The sequence below is a fragment of the Hungatella hominis genome, from assembly GCF_014288005.1.
In the GTDB taxonomy this organism is placed as follows: Bacteria; Bacillota; Clostridia; order Lachnospirales; family Lachnospiraceae; genus Hungatella; species Hungatella effluvii.
Genome location: NZ_JACOPB010000021.1, coordinates 14,173 through 39,876, shown reverse-complemented (window position 1 = coordinate 39,876; position 25,704 = coordinate 14,173). Strand labels below are relative to the sequence as shown.

Sequence of the window (25,704 nt, the reverse complement as noted above, 5' to 3'; positions counted from 1 at the left end):
CGTCAGGTCGTATTTACGCCTGGCGGCTTTTCTTCTTTATCAGGCCTCGCAGGCTTGAATTATCGCCTCATTTTATATATAATGAATGAATACGGAAATGGAGATTTTTATTGGAAATACGAATAAAATGAGAAGTACAGGGCGTCACGATAAACAATTAAAGGAGACAGAAAAATGAGAGTAAAAAAGGTAGCGGCTGCGCTGCTCTGCGCGGCACTGATATCAGGTATGACGGGGATGACGGCACTGGCAGTGGTAGAGACGAAGATCAGTTCGGTATCTCTTGTGGTAGAAGCGGATATGGAGGTCGGACAGAATATACAGGATCAGGAAATAGAAATCACCCCGAAAAGCGATAAGTATTCTGCAGGAGAATATGAGTTCCTCAATACAGGCTTCTCCTGGTCGGAGGAGGATATCCCGGTTGTCAAGGTGAGCATCTACGCGGAAGATGGATACAAGTTCGCGGTATCGAAGGATAAAATCACCTTAAAGGGTGCAACGTTCGTAGATTACAGCCGTGAGGATGAGTCTCACACGCTGGTTATTACCATGCAGCTGCCGCCGCTGGCGGAGCAGACATCCGCTATTGAACAGGCCGCCTGGACCTCCACGACGGGAGTATCCTGGAGCCAGTCCACAGGAGCCGGAAGCTATGAGGTGAAGCTTTACCGGGATGGAAAGACGGTGGGAACTACGAAGACCACAGCGGGGAATTCCTACGACTTTTCCGCGGCTATGACGAAGGCCGGAACGTATTTCTATCGCGTACGTCCGGTAAACAGACTGAAACCGGAAAACAAGGGAGAGTGGGTGGAATCCCCCTCCAGATATATTGACAACGATACGGCCGCAGCCATCTATCAGAACGGCAGCCCTGCGGGCGAGTGGAAGCAGGATGAATCCGGATGGTGGTACAGAAACGGGGATGGAACCTACACCGTCTCCAACTGGCAGCAGATTGACGGTGCATGGTACTTCTTTAATGAGCGGGGATACATGGCCACCGGCTGGGTGGACTGGAACGGTACGCAGTATTACTGTGACGCCGCTGATGGTAAGATGCTGGTCAATACGACAACGCCTGACGGACATACGGTAGGAGCCGACGGGGCTCTGGTGCAGTAGCGCCGATACAACAGAGAAAGAACGGATGCCTGTTCTTGGGAGGTAATTCTATATGCCGCAAAACAGTTTGCAGACTGGCTCACCGCTGATTGCCATCGCGGCGGATTCAGAGCAGAAGGTGATATATGTACATGAAAAAATGCAGACATTTTTGAGATATCCCGTGTCAGACTGCTCCGGCAGGGAGCTTTCCGAAGTGATCTGGGATATTGCGGAACAGCGGATGGAGTTCAAGCCAGATGAGAGGAGCTGGGAGGTGTTCTTTACCAGAGAGGGAGAAGAGTACCATCTGGCCGTTCAGCGGCTTGATTCCGGCCGGGATCAGGCTATGCCGGAAATCACCGTTATACTCCAAAAGAGCGGGGACAGGGAAAAAAGGCGTCTGGAACAGGAACTTTCCCTGAATTTACAGAGATATAAAATAGCGCTGTCCAGATGCAATAATATTATATGGGAATACCATGTGGATGAGGACTGTGCCTATTTGCAGGGGCTCCGGAGCCTGCCCTTTGTCCAGTCCGGGAAGATCGAGGACTTCAGCAAGAAGATGATGAGGGACCGGTACCTGGACAAAGAGAGCCTGCCTGCCGTACACCAGATGTTTCTTGATTTAAGGGCGGGGAAGCTTATGGCTTGTGCGCTTCTGCACACCAGTCAGCCCGACGGCGTCCAGAGCTGGTACAGGGTTACCCATACGATGCTTCACGACGGAAACGGCCCGGACAACATCGCCATAGGCGTAGTCGAGGATATCAGTAAGGAACAGAAAGAACAGGAGAAATACCAGCAGGAAGAGAAGTACCGCCAGGCTCTGATGGGAGACGCGCTGGCCTCCTATGAGATTGATATTGATAACGACATGATCATTGAAAAGATCATTGAGAAGAAAAAGGACATGCTGGCCTCGGTCGGCTTGTCGGTCAACTGCAAATATTCACATTTTTTAAAATGCTGGGCGGAAAAGAATGTTCACCCGGAGGACCGCTTTCTCTTTTTGCAGGAGATGAATCCGAAATTTCTCCGCAGCCAGTATGAGAGAGGCCGCCAGGAGGCAGTGTGCGAATACCGCAGCTTAAACGCGGACGCGGAGATGATCTGGTGCAATACCACCATCTATTTAATCGAGTCAGGAGGCCATCTGACCGGTTTTGTCTATGTGAAGAACATCGAGGAGAAGAAACGGAGGGAGCTGGAACTGCTTCGCCAGTCGAGAATCGATCCGCTGACCAATCTACTTAACCGGGCAGCCTCTCTTCAGGAGATCAACTACATTTTAAATGAGAACGGTCAGAAGGAGAGCGCACTTCTCATCATCGACGTGGATAATTTTAAGAATGTCAACGATACCTTCGGCCATATGTACGGCGACAAGGTGCTGGCAGGAATTGCGTACAAGCTGAAGAATATCTTTGATACGGATGCCATAGTGGGACGGCTGGGAGGAGACGAATTCCTGGTCTTTCTGTTCAATATCCAGGATGAGGATGTTGTATACCGTAAGGCACAGATGGTGGCCAGAGAGCTTCAGACTATCCAGGAGGAGGGGGAAAACCGCATTGCAGTCAATAATTCCATCGGTATCGCCGTCAGCCCCCGCCACGGAACCAGATTTCAGGAGCTGTATGTAAAAGCGGATACGGCCCTGCGGTATGCCAAACAGTCCGGAAAGTCCTGCTACAGCGTGTTTGGAGACAAGATATCGAAAGTCGTCCCCATGGAGTATGTGAACCGGGAATGGCTGCTCGATGAACTGGAGGAGATTGTATACATCAGTGATATACAGGACTATACCTTACTTTATGTGAACCGGGTGGGGCGCGATCTGTTCGGTATGAAGCTGGAAGACTTCGAAAAAAAGAAGTGTTACCAGATGCTTCAGGGAAGAAACACGCCGTGTCCGTTCTGCAATAACGCGAAGCTGGTGAAAGACGAGTTTTTCATGTGGGAATATGAGAATCCCTATTTAAAGAAATATTTTATTGTGAAGGACAAGCTGGTGGAGTGGAATGGCCGTCCAGTGCGCATGGAGATCGCCGTGGACATGGGAAACCATATGATGGGGAACCGGTCAACAACCGCCAAATACCACATGGAGACGGTTATGCTGGAGAGTCTAAGGACTCTGAACAGTGCCGACGACTTAGAGACGGGAATCACACGTATTCTGGAGCTGATCACCCGTTTTTACGACGGTGAGCGGTCTTATATCATCGAGATCGACCGGGAACATGGGTATGCCCATAACATCTACGAATGGTGCAGGGAAGGGGTGCCGCCCCAGAAGGCATCGTTACAGAACGTTGCCCTGGACGCGATCCCTTATATTGTGGAGACTTTCAATAAGAAACAGCATCTGATCATATCGCAGGTGGAAGAACTTAAATGCACGTATCCCAGTGAGTACCAGTTCTTAACGAGGCGGAACGCACACAGTCTGTTTGCCGTACCGTTTGAAGATGAATCTGCGTTTTGCGGATATATCGGAGTGGATAATCCGAATATTAACCAGGATACCATACGTTTCCTGGATTCAATCGCCTATAATATTGCAAATGAGATTAAGAAAAGGCGCCTATATGAACGGCTGGAGTTCGAGGCCGGGCACGATACGCTGAGCGGCCTCTTAAACAGAAGCAGCTTCGTCCGCTACCAGAACAGGGTTCAGAGAAAGTACGGGGAGTCCTGCGGAATGATCACAGCGGACATTAACGGACTGAAACAGCTAAACCAGGATTACGGACATTCCAGGGGAGATGAAACCATCATCACGGTAACTGCGGTCATGCGTTCCTGTTTCCCGGATGGGGAGATATTCCGCCTGAGCGGCGACGAGTTCGTGATCATCGCCATGAACCAGGAGTATGAGGTCTTCATGAAGCATGTCAGGGAGATGGGGATAGAGCTGGATTCGAAGACGCCCAATGGAGTATCCTTAGGTTCCACGTGGGTGGAACACTTAACTGATTTCGATATGCTTCTTCATCACGCGGAAGAGCTGATGCTGGTGAATAAACAGATTTACTACAAGAATAGCGACGATGTGCGCAAACACTATTCACCGGAAGGGATGAAGCTTTTAGTCCATGATGTGGAGCAGGGATATTACCGGCTCTATCTTCAGCCCAAGTTCGATCCGGAGACGGGAACGGTGCATTCTGTGGAGGCGCTGTCACGGTATCAGGCGCCGGGCCATGAGCTGCAGTCCCCGGTTAAATTTGTATCGCTGCTGGAAAAGATGAAGCTTATCCGGTATCTCGATTTTTATATGCTGGAGGAGGTGTTCCGTCTTCTCTCCAGGTGGAAAGCGGAAGGCAGGCCCCTGATTCCCGTCTCTGTGAATTTCTCCAGAATTACTCTGCTGGAAAGCGATTTATTCCAGATGCTGACAGAGATTAAGAACAAATATGATGTTCCCAGCAGCCTGGTGATGATAGAAATCACGGAGAGTATCGGGGATTTCGAACACAAGGTGATAGAGGCCGTCGGTTCGAAGCTCCGGAAAGCGGGGTTCCGCATATCACTGGACGATTTTGGGGCGGACTACGCCAATATGTCCATCCTGTCCATCATGCATTTTGATGAGGTGAAGCTGGATAAATCGCTGATTGAAAATCTGGTGGGGAATGAAAAGAATCAGATTGTTGTGAAGTGTATCATCGAGATGTGCCGCAGCCTTCATGTGGACTGTGTGGCGGAAGGGGTGGAGACAAAGGAACAGCTGGAGCTCTTAAAGGCCTACGGCTGCACCACCATCCAGGGCTACTATTACAGCAAACCCGTGGAGGTGGAGCAGTTCTCGGTGTAATATTAAAACCAGAACCAGTCGAAGGAATCCCATTCCTTCTCCAGCTCGGAAATCTGTCTTCCGATCTTTTTAAAGCGGTGTGAGGCTACAAAGTACTGTACTACGTGGAAGACACCGAGTGTAAACAGGATAGCGCCCATCATCATGATCATGGCAGCTGCCGTGGCAAAAGGATTGAAGACAGCCAGAGCGCCTAAGAGGATGGTTAAAACAGCCGTGATTAAGTTAAACCACCAGGAATCCAGGCCAAACTTTTTAAGCTTCACAGAGGTCTTAAGACCCATAATTCCATAGACGGCCAGAAAGATGCCGAGGATAAGCGGAAGTATGGAGGTTGCGGCCAGCGGTTTAAAAAGAAAAATTACTCCGAATACGATGGGCAGAACCGCCAGCACACACTGCAGCCAGTAATTGGCAAAGTGATTTTTGAACCGTGTAACTTCAAACAGTTTTGTGACGCCGTAGACGATGAAACAGACGCCTGTACAGATGCCGGCCGTCGCCAGTGTGGGTCCGGGCAGCAGAAGCAGCAGAAGGCCCAGCAATGCGGCGCAGATGGATATGACAAGGTATGAGCGTTTCATTTCTTTCCAGATCATAGTAATTCTCCTTTTGTAATTGGACATTGGGATACCGGTGTTTTGTTAAAACAGGGCGGGCCGTCTTCTGCGGCCCGCCCTGTTCCGGGATGGAGGGCTTTTTCGTCCCGGGATTTGCCTGTTATTCGATTAAGATGCGGTGTGTTTCCTCAACCTGCTTCTGGGAGGTCTTCGGAAATTCCAGATGAAGGATACCATCCTCGAAGCGAGCCTTCATATCTTCCTGTTTTACAGCCTCGCCGACATAGAAGCTTCTCTGGCACGAACCGCTGTAGCGTTCCTGGCGAACGTACTTACCGGTTTTCTCGTCCTTCTCGCTTCGTTCCATACCGCGTTCGGCGGAGATGGTTACATAGCCGTCGCGAAGGCTGACGGTGATCTCGTCTTTCTTAAATCCGGGCAGATCCATATCGAGTTCATAACCGTTTTCATTCTCTCTGATATCGGTCTTCATCAGATTCTTTTCCCGTTTCCCGAATATCGGGCTCTTGAAAGCATCTTCCATAAAGTCGTCAAATAAGTTTTCTCCAAAAATACTAGGCATCATCATAAGTCATTCCTCCTAAAATGAATTTCTTATATGTGTTGACACCTTGTCGGCAGCACATATATGGTTAAAAGTCGGCCACCTTTTTCATTGTGGTGCTCCTTTTTGTTACAATTACGTTATAGCACCATTTGTTAGCACTGTCAACATCAGAGTGCTAATTTTATGCTTTTTTCACAGAAAATTCATATTGTAAATACAATTTAAAGAGCTTGTTCCATAATGACCGTTATTAAGCAAAAAATAATTGTTTGAAATAGGAGGCATGAACTTGTATGAATGGATAAACTATCATATAATAGCACAAAGGAGAATTTTATGAAGAATTATATTGTACTGGATTTGGAATGGAATCAGAGCCCTGACGGAAAAGAGGGGACGATTGACCATTTTCCTTTTGAAATTATAGAAATCGGAGCGGTCCGCCTGGATGAAGCGTTTCAGGAGACCGGGCAGTTTTGCCGTCTGATCCGGCCGCGGGTCTATCCGCAGATGCACTACCGGATCTCCGAGGTAACCCATATGGACATGGCCGAGCTGGAACGCAATGGTGAGACGTTTGTGGCTGTCATCAGGGACTTTCTCGAATGGTGCGGGAACGACTGCGTGTTCTGTACCTGGGGGTCCATGGACTTGACGGAGCTGCAGAGAAACATGGCGTTTTACGGCGTGGAGATTCCATTCGACAAGCCCCTTCTCTATTACGATGTCCAGAAGCTCTACAGCCTTCTTCAGGGAGATGGAAAACAGAAGCAGTCGCTGGATATCACGGCCCGGGAACTGGGAATCATGGAAGACCGTCCCTTCCACCGCGCGCTTGACGATGCCCATTACACGGGGCGTGTCATGGCAGCCATGGACTTTGAGCGGGTGATGGAATACTGGTCCACCGATTATTACCGGCTTCCTGAGAGTAAGGAAGAGGAGGTCTACCTCATATTTCCCGGATACTCTAAATACATTTCAAGGACATTTGAGACGAAAGAGGAGGCGATTGCGGACAAGACGGTCACCGATTTAATCTGTTACCGCTGCAACCGTATGCTCAGAAAGAAGGTCCGCTGGTTCTCTGTGAATCAGAAGTTCTACTTTGCCCTGGGTGTCTGCCCGGAGCACGGATACTTAAAAGGGAAGATCCGCATGAAGCGCAGTGACGACGGACGAGTCTACGCCGTAAAGACCATGAAGCTGGTAGACGAGGAGGGGGCGCGTCAGATCAGCGAGAAGAAGGAAGAAGCGAAGAAGAAGCGCATTGAAAAGACGAAACACAGAAAACAGAAGACGAATATAAAAATGCGGGGAAGCGATTAATTTTCGCTTTCCCGCATTCTGTATCCAACGCCTATTTCTGTATAAATATATTGAGGTTCCGCAGGATTGATCTCCAGCTTTCTGCGGATATGAGCCATATTGACCCGCAGGATCTGATTGTTGCTGTCCGCAAATGGACCCCAGATTCTGCTGATGATGTAATCATAGGTGAGAACTTTCCCGGACTGCTCGGCCAGCAGGGAGACCAGCTTGTACTCAATCTGGGTTAAGTGGACTTCCTTATCCTTAAGCGTGACGAGGCGTTTGTCAAAATCAATGACCAGATCCCCGCTGCGGTAGGTTGGCTGAACAAGAGTTCCATCTCCGGTGCTGACGGTTGGCTTGCCATGACGAAGCGCGGTGCGGATGCGCGCCAGAAGCTCGCTGGTGCCGAAGGGCTTCGTAATGTAGTCGTCTGCGCCGAAATCCAGGGCCGCGACCTTTTCCTGCTCCTGGGTTCTTGCGGATATGACGATGATCGGGATGTTGGACCAGCTGCGCACATTCTTGATGATGTCGATTCCATCCAGGTCGGGCAGCCCCAGATCCAGAAGGATCATGTCCGGGCAGCAGGCGTTGATCAGAGACAGGCCCTCTTTTCCGCTGACGGCGGTGAGTACCTTGTAATCATGAGTCTCCAGTGCCGCCTCGATAAAACTCAGTATGTTCTTCTCATCTTCTATAATAACGATCGTTAACTTACTCATAGATATCTTCTCCTAACGGTAACGTAAATGTGAACCGGGCTCCCTGTTTTTCATTTGCGGCTGTTATGGTGCCGCCGTGGGCGGTAATAATGGTTTTGCAGATGGACAGCCCGATCCCCATTCCTTTGTGGGAATCTCCGCTGCTGTTCGGGGATGGCGTGTAGCCGTCAAACAGTGTGTCCAGCCGCTCCGGCGGAATTCCGGTGCCATGATCCGTGATGTCAAACCAGGCCAGACCGTCGTGAACGGTGATATTAAAATCGATGGGTTCATCCGAGTGCGAGTGATAGACCGCGTTTTCCAGCAGGTTTATGATAACCTGCTCGATCAGGGTGGCGTCCATGGGCACCATGATGAATTCATCCGGTACGGTGACATGAACAGTAGCGTCGGGAAGGCGCTTGTGAAACCGCTGTACTGCCTCTGAGGCCACCTCCTCCAGCGGTTCTGAGGATTTCGTCACCTGGGTCTCGGTATCGCGGATTCTGGTGACGCTGAGCAGATTCTCCACCATGTTGAGAAGCCAGTTGGCATCTTCGTTGATGTTGGACACCATGACGGTCTTTTCGTTCTCTGTCATATGGTCCATGTTTTCCAGGTAGGCGCTGCTGGCGCCGATGATGCCGGTCAGCGGAGTCCGCAGGTCATGGGAGACAGCTCTCAGCAAGTTGGCCCTCATCGTCTCCTTTTCGGCCTCCATCAGGATGTGGTTCTGCTCTTTTAAATGGGTGGTGGTGGTGCTTGTAATACCGGAGATCAGAAGCATGGCAATGAAGGTTACCGGATAGCCATCCAGTGTAAAATCCAGTTCCATAAACGGATACGTAAACACGTAATTCACACAGATAACACCGAAAACGGAGGCTACGATTCCAGGTACGTAGCCGTCGGTGTAGCGCGCCGTCAGCATGACCGCCAGCATGAAGACGATCCCCACATTTGTCCGGTTTCCCCCGACAAAGAGAAACAGAATCGAACAGAAGGTAGCACCAAGCAGGAAAACCGATGTGACGACGATATTCCGGATTAAATCTTCTTTTGGCATCTTGCCTTGTCTTTTTATCCTCATTGTCTTTTACTGCCTTTCCGCGGATTATTTGAATTTTAAATGCCGGTTTCCGCGGCCTTTCTTTCGTTTGGACGTGTAGGCGCTGCGCCTCTGTTCCATCAGGTTGTTGAATTCATCGGCGGATACGCCGGAATCCTGCAGACGTTTTAACCTCTGTTCATGACGGAAATGGTATTCCTGGGCCTCCCTGTTCTTTCTGAGGATCAGGAAGGCGATGAGCGCGCCAAGGAGCACGACGCCGGCGACACTGCCGAGAATGATCCAGGCGATGACCGGTATCTCAAAGGGTCTTAATGCCTTTTCTCTGTAATCCTCCGTCTCTTTTGGAAGCTCTGTCTCGCCCTGAGGGTTCACTCCCTCCGGAACACTGGTTCCGTCTGATGACGGTGCGGCGGCTCCGCCGTTCTCTCCGCTGCTGGCTGTATCAGGTGCGGCAGCTTCTGTCTGGGCGCCGGAGTTCTCCGAACCGGCAGCAGTCTGATTGGAGCCATCCGAAGTTTGCCCGGCTCCTGCCGCGGATTCGCCTTCCTTGAGGGCGGCCGGAACCTGATGGGAGGACGCGGCGCTTTCAAACAGTGCCTGGTTGGTCTCCAGATAGGTACAGCCGATCTGGCGTTCATTGTAACGGTAGCAGATTTTGGCAATCGCGTTATCGGGGTCGCTGTCTGAGATATCATAGCTGAGCGTTGCCTCGGCGTCGGAAAATTCGGCCGTTTTCGGAAGAATGATCCGTCCGTCAGGATCTAAAATGAGCGCTGCGGGCTTATCCAGGGTGAGGCCGCCGAAGGTTAAATCACTGCTTACGGGGCTGTATTTCGTCTCGTGATCCGCCGCTCGGACGGAGACAAAGTTCTGGAATCCAAAGTCCAGCAGATTCTTAGTATCGGTCCAGTACTGAGGCGTAGATCCCTTGAGGATGACGGCAATAAGCTTTAAACCGTTCTTTTTGGCACAGGTGACCAGCGTGTTGCCCGCCAGTGTGGTGTAGCCGGTTTTGCCGCCCACGATGCCGGGATAGTAGTACGGCGTACTCTTCTTAAGCATCTTATGGCCCGGATAGATGGTCAGACCTTCCGGGTTGATGGAATTGGGCGGAAGCTTATAATAGGTGGTGGAATCGATTTCCTCGAAGGTGGGATTTAAAAAGGCAGCTCTGGCAATTAATGCCATGTCGTATGTGGAAGTATAGTGTTCCGGGTCGTTTAAACCGCTGGGGTTGGCGAAATGGGTGTCAGTGCAGCCCAGTTCCTTCGCCTTTGCATTCATCATATCTGCAAACGCTTCTGTACTTCCGGCCACATGCTCCGCAAGGGCGTTGGCCGATTCGTTGGCCGATTTTAAAAGCAGGGCGTAGAGACAGTCCTTGACGGACAGCTTGTCCCCCTCGTTGATCCCTGCGTTGCTGCTTCCTGCTTCCACGTTAAAGACCGCGTTGTGGGAGAAGGTGACGGTTTCATCGAGGCTGCATTTTTCAATGACGATCAGAGCCGTCATAATCTTCGTAATACTGGCCGGAAAATACTGGTTGTGAATATTTTGTCCCCAAAGTACGGTTCCGGTGTCCGCGTCTATGACGATACCGCTTTCCGCCTGAACGGAAACATCGGAGGGCCAGTCAGGGGCCGCCAGTGCAGTTTCCGTAAATACACCCATAAGGAGCATCAGACATAAGAGGAACGCCGACATTCGTTTTATCAATTGCGTCATATCGTGTAATCTCTCCGTATTTTCATTCGGTTTCATAAAAAGGTCCACTTTACAGTATAGGTTATTTCCTGTAACAAGTAAAGGTTCAAACGCTATTTTTCTTTGATTTTCTAAGGAAAAAGAGGGCCAGACCGAAGACAATGACGACACAGAGAAAGAAGGTGATTCCAATATGGAGCACCGTGTCGCTGAAAAATCCCTCCGGTACGATATTGATCAGCATATCCGTGGCAGGGTCCAGAATCCATAAATCGTTGCGGAAGAAGATGTGATGGAACATGATGAAATATTTCGAAAAATCCGTGGAAATAATAGCCGCGAGGATTGCGGTGATGCCGAAGAACAGACCGGTCCCCAGACAGACCGATTTCGGGAATACCCGCTTAAAGTCGGCTTTCAGCAGTAACAGGATAATGATGCATAGAGCCATAAGGAGCAGGCAGCCACGGCGGATGGCGAGCGCGTCTAAGAAGAGTCCGCGGACATCCTCCATATGGGCGATTTCCCGCTCATTGAAAAATTCCCGTGAAACTCCGCCCATGGTGGTGTCTACATGGAGATCAGCCCGTTTTCCGCGCAGATAGGCCATCATCTGGTCCGTCACATCGAGTAAGTCTTCCATTGTCATGTCCACCGCTTCGGTGACGTTGTATTTCGCGTATTCCTTCTCAAAATATCCGGGTGTCCAGTAGACGACCGCCTCCACCGAAGTGATTAAGAGCGTAACCATCAGGCAGAGTGAGAAGATGATGCCTGCGGCGTAATGGATCAGTGTTTTCATAGTAAGTCCTCCTGTTAATGGTGTAGCGGTTATTTTTTCGTGGCCGTCGGAAGATTCCAGCAGTAGCGGGTGGCCAGAATCCGGATCAGGATGACGGAGCCGGCGCCGATCAGCATGGCGGCGTCATTGTTCATGTAGTCCTGAAGATACGCGTAGAGAACCGCTCCTGTGATGGAAGCAGAGGCGTAGACGTGTTTCCTTAGTATATAAGGCGTCTCACCGGCCATGATGTCTCTTAAGAGTCCGCCGCCCACCCCGGTGATTACGCCGAGAAAGATAATCAGAAAATGGTATCGCCCGTAGCCGGCCAGCACCGCGGTGTCAATGCCTACCACAGTGAAGGCGCCCAGGCCGACGGCGTCGAAGATGTTCATGAATTTCTCATACATTTCGATGGAGCGGCTGGCCAGAATCATCTGGTTGCGTCGTACAATAACAAACAGTATCATGACCGTAATGAAGGCAAGTAATACATAAACCGGGTCCTTAAAGAGATTTGGCGGCACGTTTCCGATAATGATATCGCGCAGCATTCCGCCGCCTACGGCTGTGGTGACGCCGAGGACGATGACTCCCAGAAGATCAAGCTGCTTTTTGATGGCCACCATGGCTCCGGAAGAGGCAAAGGCGATCGTCCCGACCGCTTCCACGAAAAATAGTAACGACAACTGCAGTTCCATATTCAAAAACCCCCGAATGTTCTATATTAAGCATTTTGTACGGTGAATCAACAAAAGTATACGTTTCTGTTCGAATTTTGTCAATAAATATGGAGGAAGGGAAAAAAGTATTTTCTTGTTTTTAACACGGTAAAGTGATATAGTATTATAGGGATAAATGTAAAAAATTGATAATTTTAAAATATTTTACTTGCATTTTTTCGGAAAATTATTTATTATTGAAAGTGAAACAGTTCAAAAGTGAACAATTGGGAGGTGACCATATCTAACGAAGGCCCAAGGGGGCCGAAGGCATGGGATCATGCCGGAGGACTTCCGGGAAAGCGGCGGAACTTAATCATTAATTTTAAGAAAGAGGTGTTTGCATGATTGATCAGAAAGAGTTTGTAAAAAATGTTGATGAGTGGTCCAGTATCTGTTTAAACGATGAGAGGATCGACTTGGGGTTATATGAAAAATATGACGTAAAACGAGGGCTCAGAGATAAGAACGGCAACGGTGTTGTGGCGGGTCTTACGAAGGTGTCAAAGATTTTGTCCAGCAAGACTGTGGATGGCGTAAAGATGCCGTGTGAAGGCCAGTTATTCTACCGTGGTTATAATATCTATGACCTGGTAGGGGGCGTTGTGAAAGACAGCCGTTTTGGATATGAAGAGATCGCTTATCTGCTGCTGTTCGGCGAACTGCCGAATAAGGAACAGATGAAACGCTTTTCCCAGACACTCGCCTACAGCCGTACCCTGCCTACAAACTTTGTCAGGGACGTGGTCATGAAGGCTCCAAGCAAGGATATGATGTCCTGTTTGGCGAGAAGCATCTTAACGCTTTCTTCCTACGATGATATGGCCAGCGATATCTCCGTTCCAAACGTGCTGCGTCAGAGCCTGATGTTAATCAGCGTCATGCCGATGTTAGCCGTATACAGTTACCACGCCTATAATCATTATGAGTGTGACGAGAGCATGTATATCCACCGTCCGGATGAGAATCTGTCCACGGCTGAGAATCTGCTGCGTCTGCTTCGTCCGGATAAGAATTACTCCAAGGTAGAGGCACACGTACTGGATCTGGCGTTGATTCTCCATATGGAACATGGCGGCGGCAACAACTCCACATTTACAACCCACGTCGTAACATCCTCCGGTACGGACACGTATTCAGTGGTAGCGGCAGCACTGGCTTCCTTAAAAGGTCCGAAACACGGCGGCGCCAACATCAAGGTCGTTGAGATGATGGAAGACCTGCGGAAGGAAGTCCATGACTTAAAGGACGAGGAAGAAGTAGAATTCTATCTAAGAAGACTGTTACATAAAGAGGCATTCGATAAGAAGGGCTTAATCTACGGTATGGGTCATGCCGTTTATTCCAAGTCCGATCCGCGTGCTGAGATATTTAAAGGCTTTGTACACCAGTTGTCTGAAGAGAAGGGACGCATGGATGACTTTAACTTATATTCCATGATCGAGCGTCTGGCGCCGCAGGTAATTGCCGATGAGAGAAAGATTTACAAGGGCGTCAGCGCCAATGTGGACTTTTACAGCGGTTTTGTTTACAGCATGCTTGATATTCCGAAGGAGCTGTTCACTCCGATTTTTGCAATTGCCAGAATCGTTGGCTGGAGCGCACACCGGATTGAGGAGCTGATCAACATGGATAAGATCATTCGCCCGGCTTATACCAGCGTAATGATGGAAGAGGAGTATACACGCCTCGATGAGAGATAGGGACTTAATAGAGTTGTCATAATAAAACGGCTGCAGAATGCGGAGAGGATCCGGCTGGTCTGCAGTCGTTTTTAATGTTACAGTTCAGCCTTCGCTTCCGGCTGCCGCTGTCCGGCCCCCGGAAGCGAAGGCTGAACTGTAACTTTTTAATTGCCGGCATAATAGGATTTCATTGAGTTTTGTACCTGAAAGCGCTATAATAAAACTACTATTGACCCGAAAGACTCCGGACGGTGGAACGGATATGGAAAGAGAGGTACAAAGGATGACAGAGGAAACCTTGGCAATGATGCGTGAAGCAGAGGTGGACGTGGAGGGAGCACTGGCCCGCTTCTGCGGAAACAGCGCATTGTATGAAAAATTTCTTGGGAAATTCCTTCAGGATGATAATTTTAAAAAGATTGGAGACGCGGTTAAGGCGGGGGAGAGCCAGGAGATGCTGATGGCGGCCCATACGTTAAAGGGAGTTGCCGGGAATCTGGGCTTTAATGCTTTAATGAATGCCTGTGCCGAGATGGTCGGTCAGCTGAGAAGTAACAGTATGGAAGGCGCGTTAGCTACGTATACGGTTGTGAAGGAGAAATACGAGATGGTCTGCGAAGCAATTAACAGTATGGAGGGGATCAGTGGATGAAAAAGCGTGATACCCTTCTGATTGTGGATGACATGGAGGTAAACCGCGCAATCCTGAGAAGCCTGTTTGAACGCCAGTATAATCTTCTGGAAGCGGAAAACGGTGAACAGGCTCTGCTTCTTCTTCATGAATATGAGGAACACGTGGCAGCCATGCTGCTGGATCTGGTCATGCCGGTCAAAGACGGCTACGAGGTCATGGAGGAGATGGGAAAAAGCGGTCTTGTGTCGCGCATACCCGTTATTGTTATTACTTCTGATGATACGGCGGAAAGCGAGGTACGGGCCTTTGACCTGGGGGCAGCCGATATTATCATGAAGCCATTTGAACCCCATGTAGTAAAGAGAAGGGTACAAAATGCAGTGGATCTGTGCCGCCATAAGCTCCATCTGGAGGAACTGGTGGAGGAGCAGTCGGCCAGTTTAAGGGAGTCCAACGCCATCATGATCGACGCCCTTTCCTCTATCATAGAGTACCGGAGTGTGGAATCGGGACAGCACATACGCAGAATCCGCATGTTTACCAAGATCCTTCTGGAGGATGTGGCGAAGGCCTACCAGGAGTATAATTTAGACAGCAGAACCATAGAGATTATCGCGGATGCCTCCTCAATGCACGACATTGGCAAGATTGCGATTCCCGACTCTATATTAAACAAGCCGGGGTCCCTGACGAGGGAGGAGTTTGAATTGATGAAGACTCACACCACAAAGGGGTGTGAGATGCTTTCCGGTCTGGAGCGCATGAACGATAAGGAGTATATCGGCTACGCGTATAACATCTGCCGTTACCACCATGAGCGCTGGAACGGAAAAGGGTATCCGGATGGTTTAAAGGGCGACAATATCCCGATTTGCGCGCAGGTCGTGGCTATTGCCGACTGTTACGATGCGCTGACTACGGACCGGGTCTATAAAAAGGCGCTTCCGGCGGAGCAGGCGTTCAACATGATTCTGAATGGGGAGTGCGGCGAGTTTTCTCCGCGGCTGCTGGAGTGCTTTAAGAATGTACGTGAGGATTTTGCGGCTCTGTCCAGGGCGTATGCGGACGGAGTCGGCCCTAAGCTGAAGCCGGAGAGGAAAGAACTGAGAAAGCCTGAGACGATCGATGCGGTCAATACCATGGAGCAGGGGCAGATGAAGTATTTAACGCTGCTGCGGTATGTGGATTCCACAGTCATGGAGGTGGATTTGAATACGGGGATCTACCACGTCGTCTACATGCCTAACCGCGATTTTGAACTGCTTCGCTCGGGGAGCCGGTTTGAAGATTCGGTGAGAGCGTTTGCGCAGGGATCGGTCTATCCCGATGACAGAGGCATAGTTCTGGGACTCCTGGGAGATTATATGACACAGTTCTTCTCAGATGGCCTCATGAAGCGGACGAGGAAATACCGGGTGCTGGACCAGACGACGGGCACCTATTACTGGTGCTATGCCACCCTTTTGCGAGTGGATATCGGCAATCCGGGTCAGAAAAAGGTGATGCTGGTCTGGCACCGGGCATCGGATGGGCAGCAGGAGGAATTACTGCCTGGCACGGTGAAGGAAGGCATGTACCGGGGAACGGTAATCAGCCGCCTGGCTGGCGGTGTCATGAAGTGCAGGAATGATAAATGGTACACACTGGCGGACAACGGAAGAGGGCTGTGTGACTTAATCTGCTGTACAGAGCAGGACCTCAGTGAAAAATACCATAACCGCTATCTGGAGATCATATTCCCAGCAGACAGGGACCGGGTGAGCCAGGAGATGGTGTCGCAGCTGGAGGAGGGCCGTATCACGGAGCTGGAATACCGGCTGGTCACCGAGGAAGGAAAGCTGATCTGGGTGATGGACCGGAGCATTCTTGTGATGGAAGAGGACGGGCTGGAGTATATCTATACGCTTCTGGTGGACGTTACCCAGTCGCATAAGGCGATGGAAGAGCTGCAGATGTCAGTGGAACGCTACAAGATCATACTGGATCAGACGAAAGACGTGATCTTCGAGTGGAATATTGCGTCGGATGAAATATCGTATTCCAGCAATTGGGAACATAAATACGGGTATCAGCCTATCATAGACGGAATCAGCCGCCGTCTGCCTTTTGCTTCCCATATTAACCCGGATGATATTCCGGATGTTCTTAAGTTTTCCAATGATATGATGACCGGCAGGCCGTTTGGTGAACTGGAATTCCGGCTTGCAAACCCTGAGGGACGGTATTGCTGGTGCAGAGTGCGGGCCACGGCTCAGTTTGATACGGCCGGAAAACCGAGGACAGTCGTCGGAATTATTACGGATATCGACGATGAGAAGCGGGCTACGGAGAAATTAATAGACCGGGCGGAGCGCGATGTTTTGACGAAGCTGTATAATAAACGGGCGGCCAGACATAAGATCAACCGCTTTCTAGAGCTGAGCCAGGGAAGAGACTGCTCGGCCATGCTCATGATAGATGTAGATAATTTTAAGCTGGTGAATGACCGGTACGGCCATATGTTTGGCGACGCCGTGCTTACGGAGATGGCCTCCAGGATATCATCGCATTTCCGGGACAGCGATATCGTATCGCGCATTGGCGGTGATGAGTTTATGGTCTTTATGCCCGGGATCGGAAAGCGTGAGATGGCAATGGAACGGGCGGAGCGGCTGATGGCTTCATTTCAGACTATGTTTAAAAGTAATCTTAAGGATGTTCCATTTTCGTGCAGCATTGGTATCGCTTACAGCCCGGACGACGGCACTGACTTCCAGAGCCTCTTTCAGAACAGTGACGCAGCTTTATATCAGGCGAAGCTGGAGGGAAAGAACCGCTGTATGCAGTATTGTAAGTCCGCTGTGAATACGGCCTTTGAATTTAAAGAAGAGGCGGACAGGCCGGAGGCTGAGAGGGAGAACGCGGAGCAGAGAGGGCAGGTTACCGTGGCCAAAGTGATCAGCATGACCTTTCAGGAACTGTATGATGCGGCAGACTTCGACCAGGCTATGAATTCCATTCTAGAGATGACGGGAAGGCTGTTTCACGTCAGCCGCGTCTATATATTTGAAAACTGCGCCGACAGCGAGGAACGCTGCACAAACACGTTTGAATGGTGCAGGGAAGGGATACGGCCGCAGCGGGATGAACTGCGGAACCTTGCCTATGGCGAGATGGGCGGTGACTACAGGGATAACTTTAATGAAGAGGGCGTGTTCTACTGCCTAGATATTACAGAACTGACGCCAGAGCTGCAGTGCCTGCTGGCAGATCAGGGGATTGCTTCCGTGCTACAGTGTTCGATTACCGCGAATGGCGTTTTTAAGGGATTTGTAGGCTTTGATGAGTGCGGGACGGGGAGAATATGGACGCAGGAGCAGGTGGACTGCCTCGTGTTTCTGTCAAAAATGCTGTCCACCTTCCTTCTTAAGAAGAGGGCCGAGGACCGGGTGCGGGAATCCATGCAGAATCTGGAGTGCATTTTAAACAACCAGAACTCCTGGATCTATGTGATCGACGAGGATACGTATGAACTGCGTTATATTAATGAAAAGACGTACCGGCTCGTGCCGGAATCCAGACTGGGTATGTGTTGCTACTATGCGTTCTTTCATCGGGACAAGCCCTGTGAGCGCTGTCCTGTCAGGGAATGCGCGGGAACGGGCAGCAGCGCGATGGAGATCTATAATCCGGTGCTGAAGGTCTGGACGCTGACCGACTCCTCGCGGATCCGGTGGGGGGACAGGGATGCGTTTCTTCTGGCCTGCCATGATATCTCACCGTATAAGGAGGGGGAGGCGGTGGAAGGGGGTACGCTTCTCACCCTGGAAGATATATACAAATAATACCTCACAGGCAGATTATGATTACAAATCAGGTCTGTCTGTGAGGTGTTTTTTATTTATACGAATATTTTGTCCGCTGAATCAGGCGCTGGTCTTATTTCTCTTAATAACCTTCAGCCTTGTAAACTCCTCGCGGTCCTTTTCTTCCAGCGCGTTTGTAATGTTTCTGGTGAGCGCCTCGTAACGTGGGATCGTGATGTTCTTAAGCGCATTGGCACGCTTCTGTGTACGCTTGATGCTGTTTGCCAGGCGGTATGCGGAGTTTTCCACCATGGACAGCTTTACCGTAAGCTCCTTCACCTTTTCAAAGTGGTATCTGGCCTCATCTAAGGATTCCTTTGTGCTGTAGTAGGCATACGTCAGATTTAACGGCTTTTCCTCGTGCTGGACGAGCGGAATCTCCGTACCCATGATGCTGCGGGTCTTGATACGCACCGTATCGTCCACAGGGACGGCCGCGGCGATGTCCTGCACATAATTGATACCCAGCTCGATATTGGCCTTCTGAAGGGCCCTGTAGGCCGCTGTGAAGGTGGTGTCGATCTCAGACTGGATTCCCTTGGCTTCCTCGATCAGACCCATTAGTTCCTTGATTAAGATATTCCGCTTTTTATCCATCAGCTCATATCCCTGACGGGCCAGCGTGAGGGAACTCTTGGCGAGAATTAAATTACCCTTTGTGGGAAATGTATTCGGGTCCATACGCGTCCCTCCTATTCTTCGGAAGCTTCTGCGGTTGTCGGCTTATAGTACTGATCCAGAACCTTGGTGTCGATACGGTCGAGTTCTGCTCTCGGGAGAAGTCCTAAGAGCTCCCAGCCGATGGTCAGTGTCTCTATGATATTACGATTGGCATGGTTTCCCTGGCCGACGAAGCGGCGTTCGAATTCCTTGCCGAATACCAGATATTTCTTATCGATCGGAGATAACTCATCTTCACCGATAACGGATGCCAGCGCTCTTGCATCGCCTACCTTGGCGTAACAGGAGAACAGCTGGTTTGCCACACCCTGATGGTCCGCTCTCGTAAAGCCTTCGCCGATGCCATCCTTCATCAGACGGCTCAGGGATGGCAGTACGTTGATCGGCGGATAGATGGACTGGCCGTATAAGCTGCGGTCCAGAACGATCTGCCCTTCTGTGATATATCCCGTAAGGTCAGGGATCGGGTGGGTGATATCGTCATTTGGCATGGTGAGAATCGGTATCTGGGTCACGGAGCCGTGGCGTCCCTTTACGATGCCCGCGCGCTCATAGATGGCGGCCAGCTCACTGTAAAGGTAGCCTGGATAGCCTTTTCGGGAGGGAATCTCGCCTTTGGACGAGGATACCTCACGAAGCGCCTCCGCGTAGGCCGTCATATCCGTCAGGATAACAAGGATATGCATGCCCTTTTCAAAGGCCAGATACTCAGCCAGCGTCAGCGCCACCTTCGGGGTGATCAGACGCTCAACGACCGGATCGTTGGCCAGATTGATAAACATGGCGACGTGGTCGGAAACACCGCTTTCCTCGAAGGTACGGCGGAAGAAGTCTGCCACATCGTACTTTACACCCATGGCGGCGAATACGACTGCGAACTTCTCGCTGGACTGCGCGTCGTCCCCTAAGGATGCCTGTTTTACGATCTGAGCCGCCAGGTCGTCATGGGGAAGTCCGTTGCCGGAGAAGATCGGCAGCTTCTGGCCGCGGATCAGTGTCATAAGGCCGTCGATGGCCGAGATACCGGTACGGATATAGTCACGGGGATATTCTCTCGTAACCGGGTTTAATGGTTTGCCGTTGACATCCAGGCGGATATCGGAGCTGATGTCGCCGAGTCCGTCGATGGGGTCTCCGACACCGTTGAAGGTACGTCCCAGCATATCCTCGGACACAGCCAGCTCCATGGGACGGCCGGTCAGCCTGGTATGAACGTTTCTTAAGGCCAGTCCTTCCGTTCCCTCGAAGACCTGGATGATTGCTTTGTCTTCGTAGACCTCGATGATACGGCCGATCTTTTTATCGCGTCCCTCTACTGTCATTTCCACAATCTCATCGAAAGCCGCATCCTGGACGCCCTCTAAAACGACCATGGGGCCGTTAATAGCACTTAAGCCTAAATATTCAATTGCCATCTTATGCCGCCTCCTTATGCGTTGCGTTCGATGACGGATTCATAGAAGGCATCAATCTGCTTCCTGTAGTCATCAAACATGTCGAGTCTGTCGTTAGGTACATCGTATTTGATGGAGATGATCTTATCGAAAATCGGGTCTTCCTTGAGCACGGACATCGGCATGCCCATGGAGACGAGGGAACGGGATTTCTTATAGAGATAGAGGATTAAATCCATCATTTTAAACTGCTTTTCCATTGGAACGCACGTATCGTCCTTGTGGAACGCATTCTGCTGAAGGAATCCGATTCGGATGACCTTTGAGATCTCCAGAATCAGCTTCTGATCGTCGGGAAGCATGTCTCCGCCGATCAGCTTGACGATCTCCATCAGGCTGCTTTCCTGTGTCAGTAAAAAGACGATGCGGTTTCTGTAGTCCACAAATTTCTTGTCAACATTTTCCACGTACCATGGGGCTAAGTCGGTTAAATACTCGGAGTAGCTGCTCAGCCAGTGGATTGCCGGGAAATGGCGCTCATTTGCCAGGTTCCTGTCCAGACCCCAGAAGCAGCGGACAAAACGCTTGGTGTTCTGGGTAACCGGCTCGGAGAAATCGCCGCCCTGCGGGGATACGGCGCCGATGATGGTGACGGAGCCTTCCGTTCCATTCATGTTCTGCATCATGCCGGCGCGCTCGTAGAATGCGGATAAGCGGGATGCAAGGTAAGCCGGGAAACCTTCCTCGGCGGGCATTTCCTCCAGACGTCCGGAGAGCTCTCTTAAGGCCTCCGCCCATCTCGATGTGGAGTCGGCCATGATGGCGACGTTATAACCCATATCGCGGTAGTACTCCGCCAGCGTTAAGCCGGAGTAAAGGCTGGCCTCACGGGCGGCAACCGGCATGTTGGAGGTGTTGGCGATCAGCGTGGTACGGTCCATTAACGGATTGCCGGAACGCGGGTCGATCAGTTCGGAGAACTCCTCCAGAACCTGGGTCATCTCGTTGCCCCGCTCGCCGCATCCGATGTAGATGATGATATCTGCGTCGGACCACTTGGCGATCTGATGCTGGGTCATGGTCTTTCCGGTACCGAAGCCGCCGGGGATACAGGCGGTGCCGCCCTTTGCCAGCGGGAATAAGGTATCGATGATACGCTGGCCGGTGATCAGCGGCCGGGAGGCCGGATATCTCTTTAACGTAGGCCTCGGAACACGGATCGGCCATTTCTGAGTCATGGTAAGCTTCTTCTCGGATCCATCCGGGAGCTGAAGCGTTAGAATTTCATCGTGAATCGTGTAGGAACCATCTGATACCACATCGAGGACGTAGCCCTCCATGTCCGGCGGAATCATGACCTTGTGCACGATGGCCGGGGTCTCTGGAACCTCCGCGATGATGGAACCCGGGAATAGACGGTCGCCCTTCTTTACGGTGATATGGGTTTCCCACTTCTTACCGCCATCCAGGGAATCCACATGGACGCCGCGGTCGATATAGGCGCCGCCGGTCTTGGCGATCTCGGTTAAGGGACGCTCGATACCGTCGAAAATATTGTTCAGAATACCGGGCGCCAGCGTTACGGAAACCGGTGATCCGGAGGAGGTAACAGTCTCGCCCGGCTTTAATCCGCTGGTTTCCTCGTATACCTGGACGATGGTGCGTCCGGAGGTGAGGCCGATGACCTCGCCGACTAAGTTGTCCTTGCCGACGTAAACCATTTCATTCATTTTGAATCCGGGGTCGCCCTTCAAATAGATGACAGGGCCGTTGATACCGGAAATAGTGCCAGTATTAATCATTGGTGATACCTCCCTCCAGATCCTTTAAGTTAAAACGGAAGTCCCGTTTTGCCTCCTCCAGTTTTGTCTGGAAGGAGTCGTCAATCAGGATATGCCGGGATGGGATGACGGCCCTTGTGCCGCCTCCGAAGGAGTATTCGCTCACGCGGATGTCGGCGCTGTTGTGGAGCGCCAGCCGGTTAAGCCTGGTCTCGTCTGCCGGATCGATGTAAATGGTAAAGAATTCATTTCCGGCGAATTCTCTGGCGTGGCGGATCTGCTTCTCCAAAAGCTGTGTATATTCGGGAGTTTCCATGTACTGTTCCAGCACATCTTTAAGCTCCACAAAAATCTTGTCTTTCAGTTCTTCCTGTTTATGTCCGAGCTCCCGTTTGATGCCAATCTGCTCCAGGGAAAGCTTCTTGTTCGTCTCGTGTTCGATCCGTTCGCTTTCCAGTTCCACCTGCTGTTCGGCTCTCCGCCTCGCATCTGCCTGATGCTCCGCAAAGGTCTGTTCCAGGGCGGCGGTATATTCATCGAGCATCTTTGCACTGCGGCTTCTCGCATCTTCCATGCAGAAATCCAGGAAATGCTGTAATTTTTCCTCAGTTGTCAAGATGACCACCTCTTTCCTATAGTTTTAATCCGATGGCTTCGTTTACATAATCCGTGATAAAGTTCGGCTTGCGGCCGGTACCATGGCGGTCGGGGATTTCTATGATGAGCGGCAGTTTCCGGTTCAGCTTTACATCGTCGATGATGTCCGGAAATTCCCGTCCGAATTTTTCTGTCAGTAGAACAATTCCGATCTCCTTGTCGGCCAGGACCTTATCCAGCTCCTGTTTTAACTCAGCCTTTTCATGGACGACAGCGCCTTCCACCCCGGCCAGCCTCATGCCGGTCCAGGTATCGATGTTGTCGCTGATTAAATACATTTTCATAGATTATAACTTACCTAAGATCATGAAAGAAATGATCAGACCATACAGACAAACACCTTCGGCAAGACCTACGAAGATCAGTGATTTACCAAGGATGGAACCATCTTCGCTGATGGCGCCAAGAGCTGCGGAAGCAGCTGCGGATACGGCGATACCACCGCCGATGCAGGCCAGACCTGTGGAAAGTGCGGCAGCTAAATATCCCATGCCTGCCACGCCGGAAGCTGCAGCAGCCGGTTCCGCGGCTGCTGCACTGCCGGAGAACATGAAGACTGCGGATACCATCAGGGTGCCGAAGAATAAGAACGCATTAACGCCCAGTGCCTTTTTGTAACGGCCTTTGGACTTTTCACCCATGGCAAATGCGCCGAAAGGAACTGCGATGCTTAAGATTAAAGCTGCTGCTAAGGTTATTTTTACTAAAGTTGACATAATAAGATACCTCCTGATCGGTTTAATTTAATTTGTCTTTCCGTATGGTTTAAATGCACGGCCTGTTCCGCGGTAGAAACGGCTGAACAGCTCGTAATATTCAAGACGGAGCACCTGAATGCCCACGATTAAGCCCTCCATGCCGCACACGAATAAATTGCCGAGAACGACAATTGCCCAGTTGGGATTACCGGCTTCTGCGCCGGACAGCATGAGAACAACCTCCATCATGGCCGCATGGCTCACGGCGAAAGCGCCCACTCGGACGAAGGAAAGCGTGTTGGAGAAGTAGCTGAGCAGTACTTCAAACAGTTCAAAAAATCCCTGAACCACAAACATGCCCTTGCCGGCCGGCATGATCTGCGCCTTCTTTTCCAGCACATGTGTAAGCGGTTCCTTGAAGAACATGACGAGGAGCGGAATTCCGAACATAATGACTAACAGAACGGTCGCCGGTACCGGATTGCCCGTCATATATAAAACGATTGTAAGGACCAGGCTCGCATAGAAGACGAGGCCGGCCACACCGTTGGTGTCAAACCATGTTTTTTCCGGATCGTGGTCACGGAGGCTGTTGATGATGTTAAGCACCATAGTCAGCAGGATGATACCCATGCCGATGGAGACAGCCACGATAAATACCGTGTTCAGCTTGCCGATAAACGGCAGATTTGTCATGTGTTCCATGGGGCGCAGCCATACGGCGTCGATTATCGTTTCGAAGCCGAATACGCTTCCGAACATAAAACCGAAGATGGTGGAGAAGAATCCGCAGCAGGAGATGATGGCCGCCAGATTCGCCTTCTTGAACCGGTAAAGCAAAAAGCCGCCGAGCAGGAGGCAGAGTCCCTGTCCCACGTCTCCAAACATGAAGCCGAAGAGGAAGGAGTAGGTGATGCCGATCAGCATGGTCGGATCGATCTCATTATAGGCCGGAAGGCCGTACATCTGGATAAACATTTCAAACGGCTTAAACAGCTTCGGGTTATGAAGCTTTGTCGGTGGTCTGCTTATAATGTTGTTGTGGTCATCCTCCACGATGCAGAAGGTCTTTTCGTCGTTCGATATCTCCTTCTGGAACGCCTTGGCGTCCTTTTCACTCATCCAGCCGCACAGAATATAGAAGGTATTGATGTTCTGCTTCGTGCAGGCCGCCAGCTTCCTGACATTAAAGTTTGTGGAGAAGGTGGAAAGCTTCTCGTAGGAGGCCAGAAGTTTATCGCGCTGGCTGCCCAGCACCTCGGCCATCTGACTGTGTACCGCGTCGATGTCCGCCTGAAGCGCGGAGATCTTGTCCTCCAGGGTGTGAATGGCGTCTAACGGCGTGCCTTCATACTCATCCGGAAGGAAGAACCGCTCGAAATGCATGGACGAGTAGATTGCATCGATCTGATTGGAAATGGTCTCAGGCACGAAATAAACGACCCAGACGTATTCCTCGTCCTCACGGCACTTATAGAGCACGGTGTCGATGGAGTCGTAAACGTAGCTTTCAAATTTCTTATAATACTCATGAGAAATGCGTCCGAACCTGAATTTAATGTATTTGAAATGCAGGATAGAACTCAAATCATAGTTAAGCCCCGTAAAGGGAACTACCTTGTCTAAGGATTCCTGGAAGGAATCGCGTTCACCGGTGAGCATGGTCTCCTTTTCCGTAAGCTCTGTCATCGTCGTGTCCAGTTTTTTAATGGTGTCGATGGCCTCTTCAATGGAAACTACGGCGGCTGTGGTCTTCGGCGCTGTGGCCGGAAGCAGTTCCACCAACTCGGCGGCACGCTGGTATGTGTCCCTGTACGGGTTAATCTCAATATATGGTCTTAAGTCTTTTACCGTCTTTAATTCTGACAGCGCATTTTCCAAATGAATCTCGTATTTGGACAAATACGTGTCAATGACCCGGTCGATGTCTTCTTTGGGCCCGGTGATACTTAAGAACTTCATCTTTTCTATCAC

At 50.7% G+C, this 25,704-nt stretch carries 20 protein-coding genes; 6 read left to right on the top strand and 14 right to left on the bottom strand.

What is annotated here, in order from left to right:
* The first annotated feature begins 174 nt into the window (after nt 1-174).
* Both H8S75_RS27730 and H8S75_RS27725 read left to right on the top strand, forming a co-directional pair.
* Complete coding sequence (locus H8S75_RS27730) at nt 175-1,128, top strand: PspC-like choline-binding domain-containing protein (RefSeq protein ID WP_187024298.1); 954 nt, start codon at nt 175-177, stop codon at nt 1,126-1,128.
* Nucleotides 1,129-1,180: 52 nt separating this feature from the next.
* A complete protein-coding gene (locus tag H8S75_RS27725) occupies nt 1,181-4,933 on the top strand; it encodes a bifunctional diguanylate cyclase/phosphodiesterase (RefSeq protein ID WP_187024297.1) in 3,753 nt (1,250 codons plus the stop codon).
* 2 nt (nt 4,934-4,935) lie between these two features.
* Here the strand turns inward: H8S75_RS27725 and H8S75_RS27720 are convergent, their stop codons facing one another.
* Together H8S75_RS27720 and H8S75_RS27715 are read right to left on the bottom strand one after the other, a co-directional pair.
* Nucleotides 4,936-5,532 carry an HdeD family acid-resistance protein gene (locus H8S75_RS27720; RefSeq protein ID WP_187024296.1) on the bottom strand — a complete coding sequence of 199 codons (597 nt, stop codon included), beginning with the start codon at nt 5,530-5,532 and terminating at the stop codon, nt 4,936-4,938.
* A 121-nt stretch (nt 5,533-5,653) separates the two neighbouring features.
* Entirely contained in the window at nt 5,654-6,082 is a 429-nt protein-coding gene (locus H8S75_RS27715) for an Hsp20/alpha crystallin family protein (protein WP_187024295.1), read from the bottom strand.
* Between the two features lie 315 nt (nt 6,083-6,397).
* On the opposite strand from H8S75_RS27715, the gene H8S75_RS27710 reads away from it, so the two are divergent.
* Nucleotides 6,398-7,390 carry a 3'-5' exonuclease gene (locus tag H8S75_RS27710; protein WP_187024294.1) on the top strand — a complete coding sequence of 331 codons (993 nt, stop codon included), beginning with the start codon at nt 6,398-6,400 and terminating at the stop codon, nt 7,388-7,390.
* Here H8S75_RS27710 and H8S75_RS27705 read toward each other — a convergent pair.
* From H8S75_RS27705 to H8S75_RS27685, 5 genes are all read right to left on the bottom strand, one after another.
* Nucleotides 7,387-8,097 (bottom strand): response regulator, encoded by a 711-nt coding sequence (locus H8S75_RS27705; protein WP_187024293.1) that lies wholly within the window; start codon nt 8,095-8,097, stop codon nt 7,387-7,389. The two genes, H8S75_RS27710 and H8S75_RS27705, sit on opposite strands and share 4 nt — an antisense overlap.
* A complete protein-coding gene (locus H8S75_RS27700; protein ID WP_187024292.1) occupies nt 8,090-9,166 on the bottom strand; it encodes a sensor histidine kinase in 1,077 nt (358 codons plus the stop codon). Before H8S75_RS27700 ends, H8S75_RS27705 begins: the two co-directional genes overlap by 8 nt.
* A gap of 24 nt (nt 9,167-9,190) precedes the next feature.
* Complete coding sequence (locus H8S75_RS27695) at nt 9,191-10,873, bottom strand: D-alanyl-D-alanine carboxypeptidase family protein (RefSeq protein WP_243270496.1); 1,683 nt, start codon at nt 10,871-10,873, stop codon at nt 9,191-9,193.
* Nucleotides 10,874-10,958: 85 nt separating this feature from the next.
* Entirely contained in the window at nt 10,959-11,654 is a 696-nt protein-coding gene (locus H8S75_RS27690) for a TIGR01906 family membrane protein (protein WP_187024290.1), read from the bottom strand.
* Between the two features lie 29 nt (nt 11,655-11,683).
* Nucleotides 11,684-12,334 carry a trimeric intracellular cation channel family protein gene (locus tag H8S75_RS27685; protein ID WP_187024289.1) on the bottom strand — a complete coding sequence of 217 codons (651 nt, stop codon included), beginning with the start codon at nt 12,332-12,334 and terminating at the stop codon, nt 11,684-11,686.
* A 365-nt stretch (nt 12,335-12,699) separates the two neighbouring features.
* On the opposite strand from H8S75_RS27685, the gene H8S75_RS27680 reads away from it, so the two are divergent.
* From H8S75_RS27680 to H8S75_RS27670, 3 genes are all read left to right on the top strand, one after another.
* Nucleotides 12,700-14,058, top strand: a complete 1,359-nt coding sequence (locus H8S75_RS27680) for a citrate/2-methylcitrate synthase (protein WP_187024288.1) — start codon at nt 12,700-12,702, stop codon at nt 14,056-14,058.
* Between the two features lie 265 nt (nt 14,059-14,323).
* A complete protein-coding gene (locus H8S75_RS27675) occupies nt 14,324-14,692 on the top strand; it encodes an Hpt domain-containing protein (protein ID WP_187024287.1) in 369 nt (122 codons plus the stop codon).
* Nucleotides 14,689-18,498 (top strand): diguanylate cyclase domain-containing protein, encoded by a 3,810-nt coding sequence (locus tag H8S75_RS27670; protein WP_187024286.1) that lies wholly within the window; start codon nt 14,689-14,691, stop codon nt 18,496-18,498. Before H8S75_RS27675 ends, H8S75_RS27670 begins: the two co-directional genes overlap by 4 nt.
* An 81-nt stretch (nt 18,499-18,579) precedes the next feature.
* Here the strand turns inward: H8S75_RS27670 and H8S75_RS27665 are convergent, their stop codons facing one another.
* Genes H8S75_RS27665 through H8S75_RS27635 form a run of 7 tightly spaced genes read right to left on the bottom strand, consistent with a single transcriptional unit; the run spans nt 18,580 to nt 25,704 of the window.
* The gene (locus H8S75_RS27665) at nt 18,580-19,200 is read right to left on the bottom strand and encodes a V-type ATP synthase subunit D (protein ID WP_025531253.1); all 621 of its coding nucleotides are present in this window, start codon (nt 19,198-19,200) and stop codon (nt 18,580-18,582) included.
* Nucleotides 19,201-19,211: 11 nt separating this feature from the next.
* Nucleotides 19,212-20,615 (bottom strand): V-type ATP synthase subunit B, encoded by a 1,404-nt coding sequence (locus H8S75_RS27660; protein ID WP_187024285.1) that lies wholly within the window; start codon nt 20,613-20,615, stop codon nt 19,212-19,214.
* Between the two features lie 14 nt (nt 20,616-20,629).
* Nucleotides 20,630-22,396 carry a V-type ATP synthase subunit A gene (locus H8S75_RS27655; protein ID WP_029467019.1) on the bottom strand — a complete coding sequence of 589 codons (1,767 nt, stop codon included), beginning with the start codon at nt 22,394-22,396 and terminating at the stop codon, nt 20,630-20,632.
* Nucleotides 22,389-22,991: a V-type ATP synthase subunit E gene (locus H8S75_RS27650; RefSeq protein WP_002605355.1), complete on the bottom strand. Its 603-nt coding sequence runs from the start codon at nt 22,989-22,991 to the stop codon at nt 22,389-22,391. Before H8S75_RS27650 ends, H8S75_RS27655 begins: the two co-directional genes overlap by 8 nt.
* 16 nt (nt 22,992-23,007) lie before the next feature.
* A complete protein-coding gene (locus H8S75_RS27645; protein WP_002605354.1) occupies nt 23,008-23,316 on the bottom strand; it encodes a V-type ATP synthase subunit F in 309 nt (102 codons plus the stop codon).
* A gap of 3 nt (nt 23,317-23,319) precedes the next feature.
* Nucleotides 23,320-23,748 carry an ATP synthase subunit C gene (locus H8S75_RS27640; protein ID WP_002605353.1) on the bottom strand — a complete coding sequence of 143 codons (429 nt, stop codon included), beginning with the start codon at nt 23,746-23,748 and terminating at the stop codon, nt 23,320-23,322.
* 27 nt (nt 23,749-23,775) lie between these two features.
* Entirely contained in the window at nt 23,776-25,704 is a 1,929-nt protein-coding gene (locus tag H8S75_RS27635) for a V-type ATP synthase subunit I (protein ID WP_187024284.1), read from the bottom strand.

Excerpts from the sequence above, each read along its gene's own strand:
- H8S75_RS27680 (WP_187024288.1), top strand. The coding sequence starts at position 12,700 with ATGATTGATCAGAAAGAGTTTGTAAAAAATGTTGATGAGTGGTCCAGT.
- H8S75_RS27660 (WP_187024285.1), bottom strand. The coding sequence starts at position 20,615 with ATGGCAATTGAATATTTAGGCTTAAGTGCTATTAACGGCCCCATGGTC.
- H8S75_RS27640 (WP_002605353.1), bottom strand. The coding sequence starts at position 23,748 with ATGTCAACTTTAGTAAAAATAACCTTAGCAGCAGCTTTAATCTTAAGC.
- H8S75_RS27700 (WP_187024292.1), bottom strand. The coding sequence starts at position 9,166 with ATGAGGATAAAAAGACAAGGCAAGATGCCAAAAGAAGATTTAATCCGG.
- H8S75_RS27685 (WP_187024289.1), bottom strand. The coding sequence starts at position 12,334 with ATGGAACTGCAGTTGTCGTTACTATTTTTCGTGGAAGCGGTCGGGACG.
- H8S75_RS27705 (WP_187024293.1), bottom strand. The coding sequence starts at position 8,097 with ATGAGTAAGTTAACGATCGTTATTATAGAAGATGAGAAGAACATACTG.
- H8S75_RS27675 (WP_187024287.1), top strand. The coding sequence starts at position 14,324 with ATGACAGAGGAAACCTTGGCAATGATGCGTGAAGCAGAGGTGGACGTG.
- H8S75_RS27710 (WP_187024294.1), top strand. The coding sequence starts at position 6,398 with ATGAAGAATTATATTGTACTGGATTTGGAATGGAATCAGAGCCCTGAC.
- H8S75_RS27715 (WP_187024295.1), bottom strand. The coding sequence starts at position 6,082 with ATGATGATGCCTAGTATTTTTGGAGAAAACTTATTTGACGACTTTATG.
- H8S75_RS27730 (WP_187024298.1), top strand. The coding sequence starts at position 175 with ATGAGAGTAAAAAAGGTAGCGGCTGCGCTGCTCTGCGCGGCACTGATA.
- H8S75_RS27645 (WP_002605354.1), bottom strand. The coding sequence starts at position 23,316 with ATGAAAATGTATTTAATCAGCGACAACATCGATACCTGGACCGGCATG.
- H8S75_RS27690 (WP_187024290.1), bottom strand. The coding sequence starts at position 11,654 with ATGAAAACACTGATCCATTACGCCGCAGGCATCATCTTCTCACTCTGC.
- H8S75_RS27725 (WP_187024297.1), top strand. The coding sequence starts at position 1,181 with ATGCCGCAAAACAGTTTGCAGACTGGCTCACCGCTGATTGCCATCGCG.
- H8S75_RS27670 (WP_187024286.1), top strand. The coding sequence starts at position 14,689 with ATGAAAAAGCGTGATACCCTTCTGATTGTGGATGACATGGAGGTAAAC.
- H8S75_RS27720 (WP_187024296.1), bottom strand. The coding sequence starts at position 5,532 with ATGATCTGGAAAGAAATGAAACGCTCATACCTTGTCATATCCATCTGC.
- H8S75_RS27655 (WP_029467019.1), bottom strand. The coding sequence starts at position 22,396 with ATGATTAATACTGGCACTATTTCCGGTATCAACGGCCCTGTCATCTAT.
- H8S75_RS27695 (WP_243270496.1), bottom strand. The coding sequence starts at position 10,873 with ATGACGCAATTGATAAAACGAATGTCGGCGTTCCTCTTATGTCTGATG.
- H8S75_RS27665 (WP_025531253.1), bottom strand. The coding sequence starts at position 19,200 with ATGGACCCGAATACATTTCCCACAAAGGGTAATTTAATTCTCGCCAAG.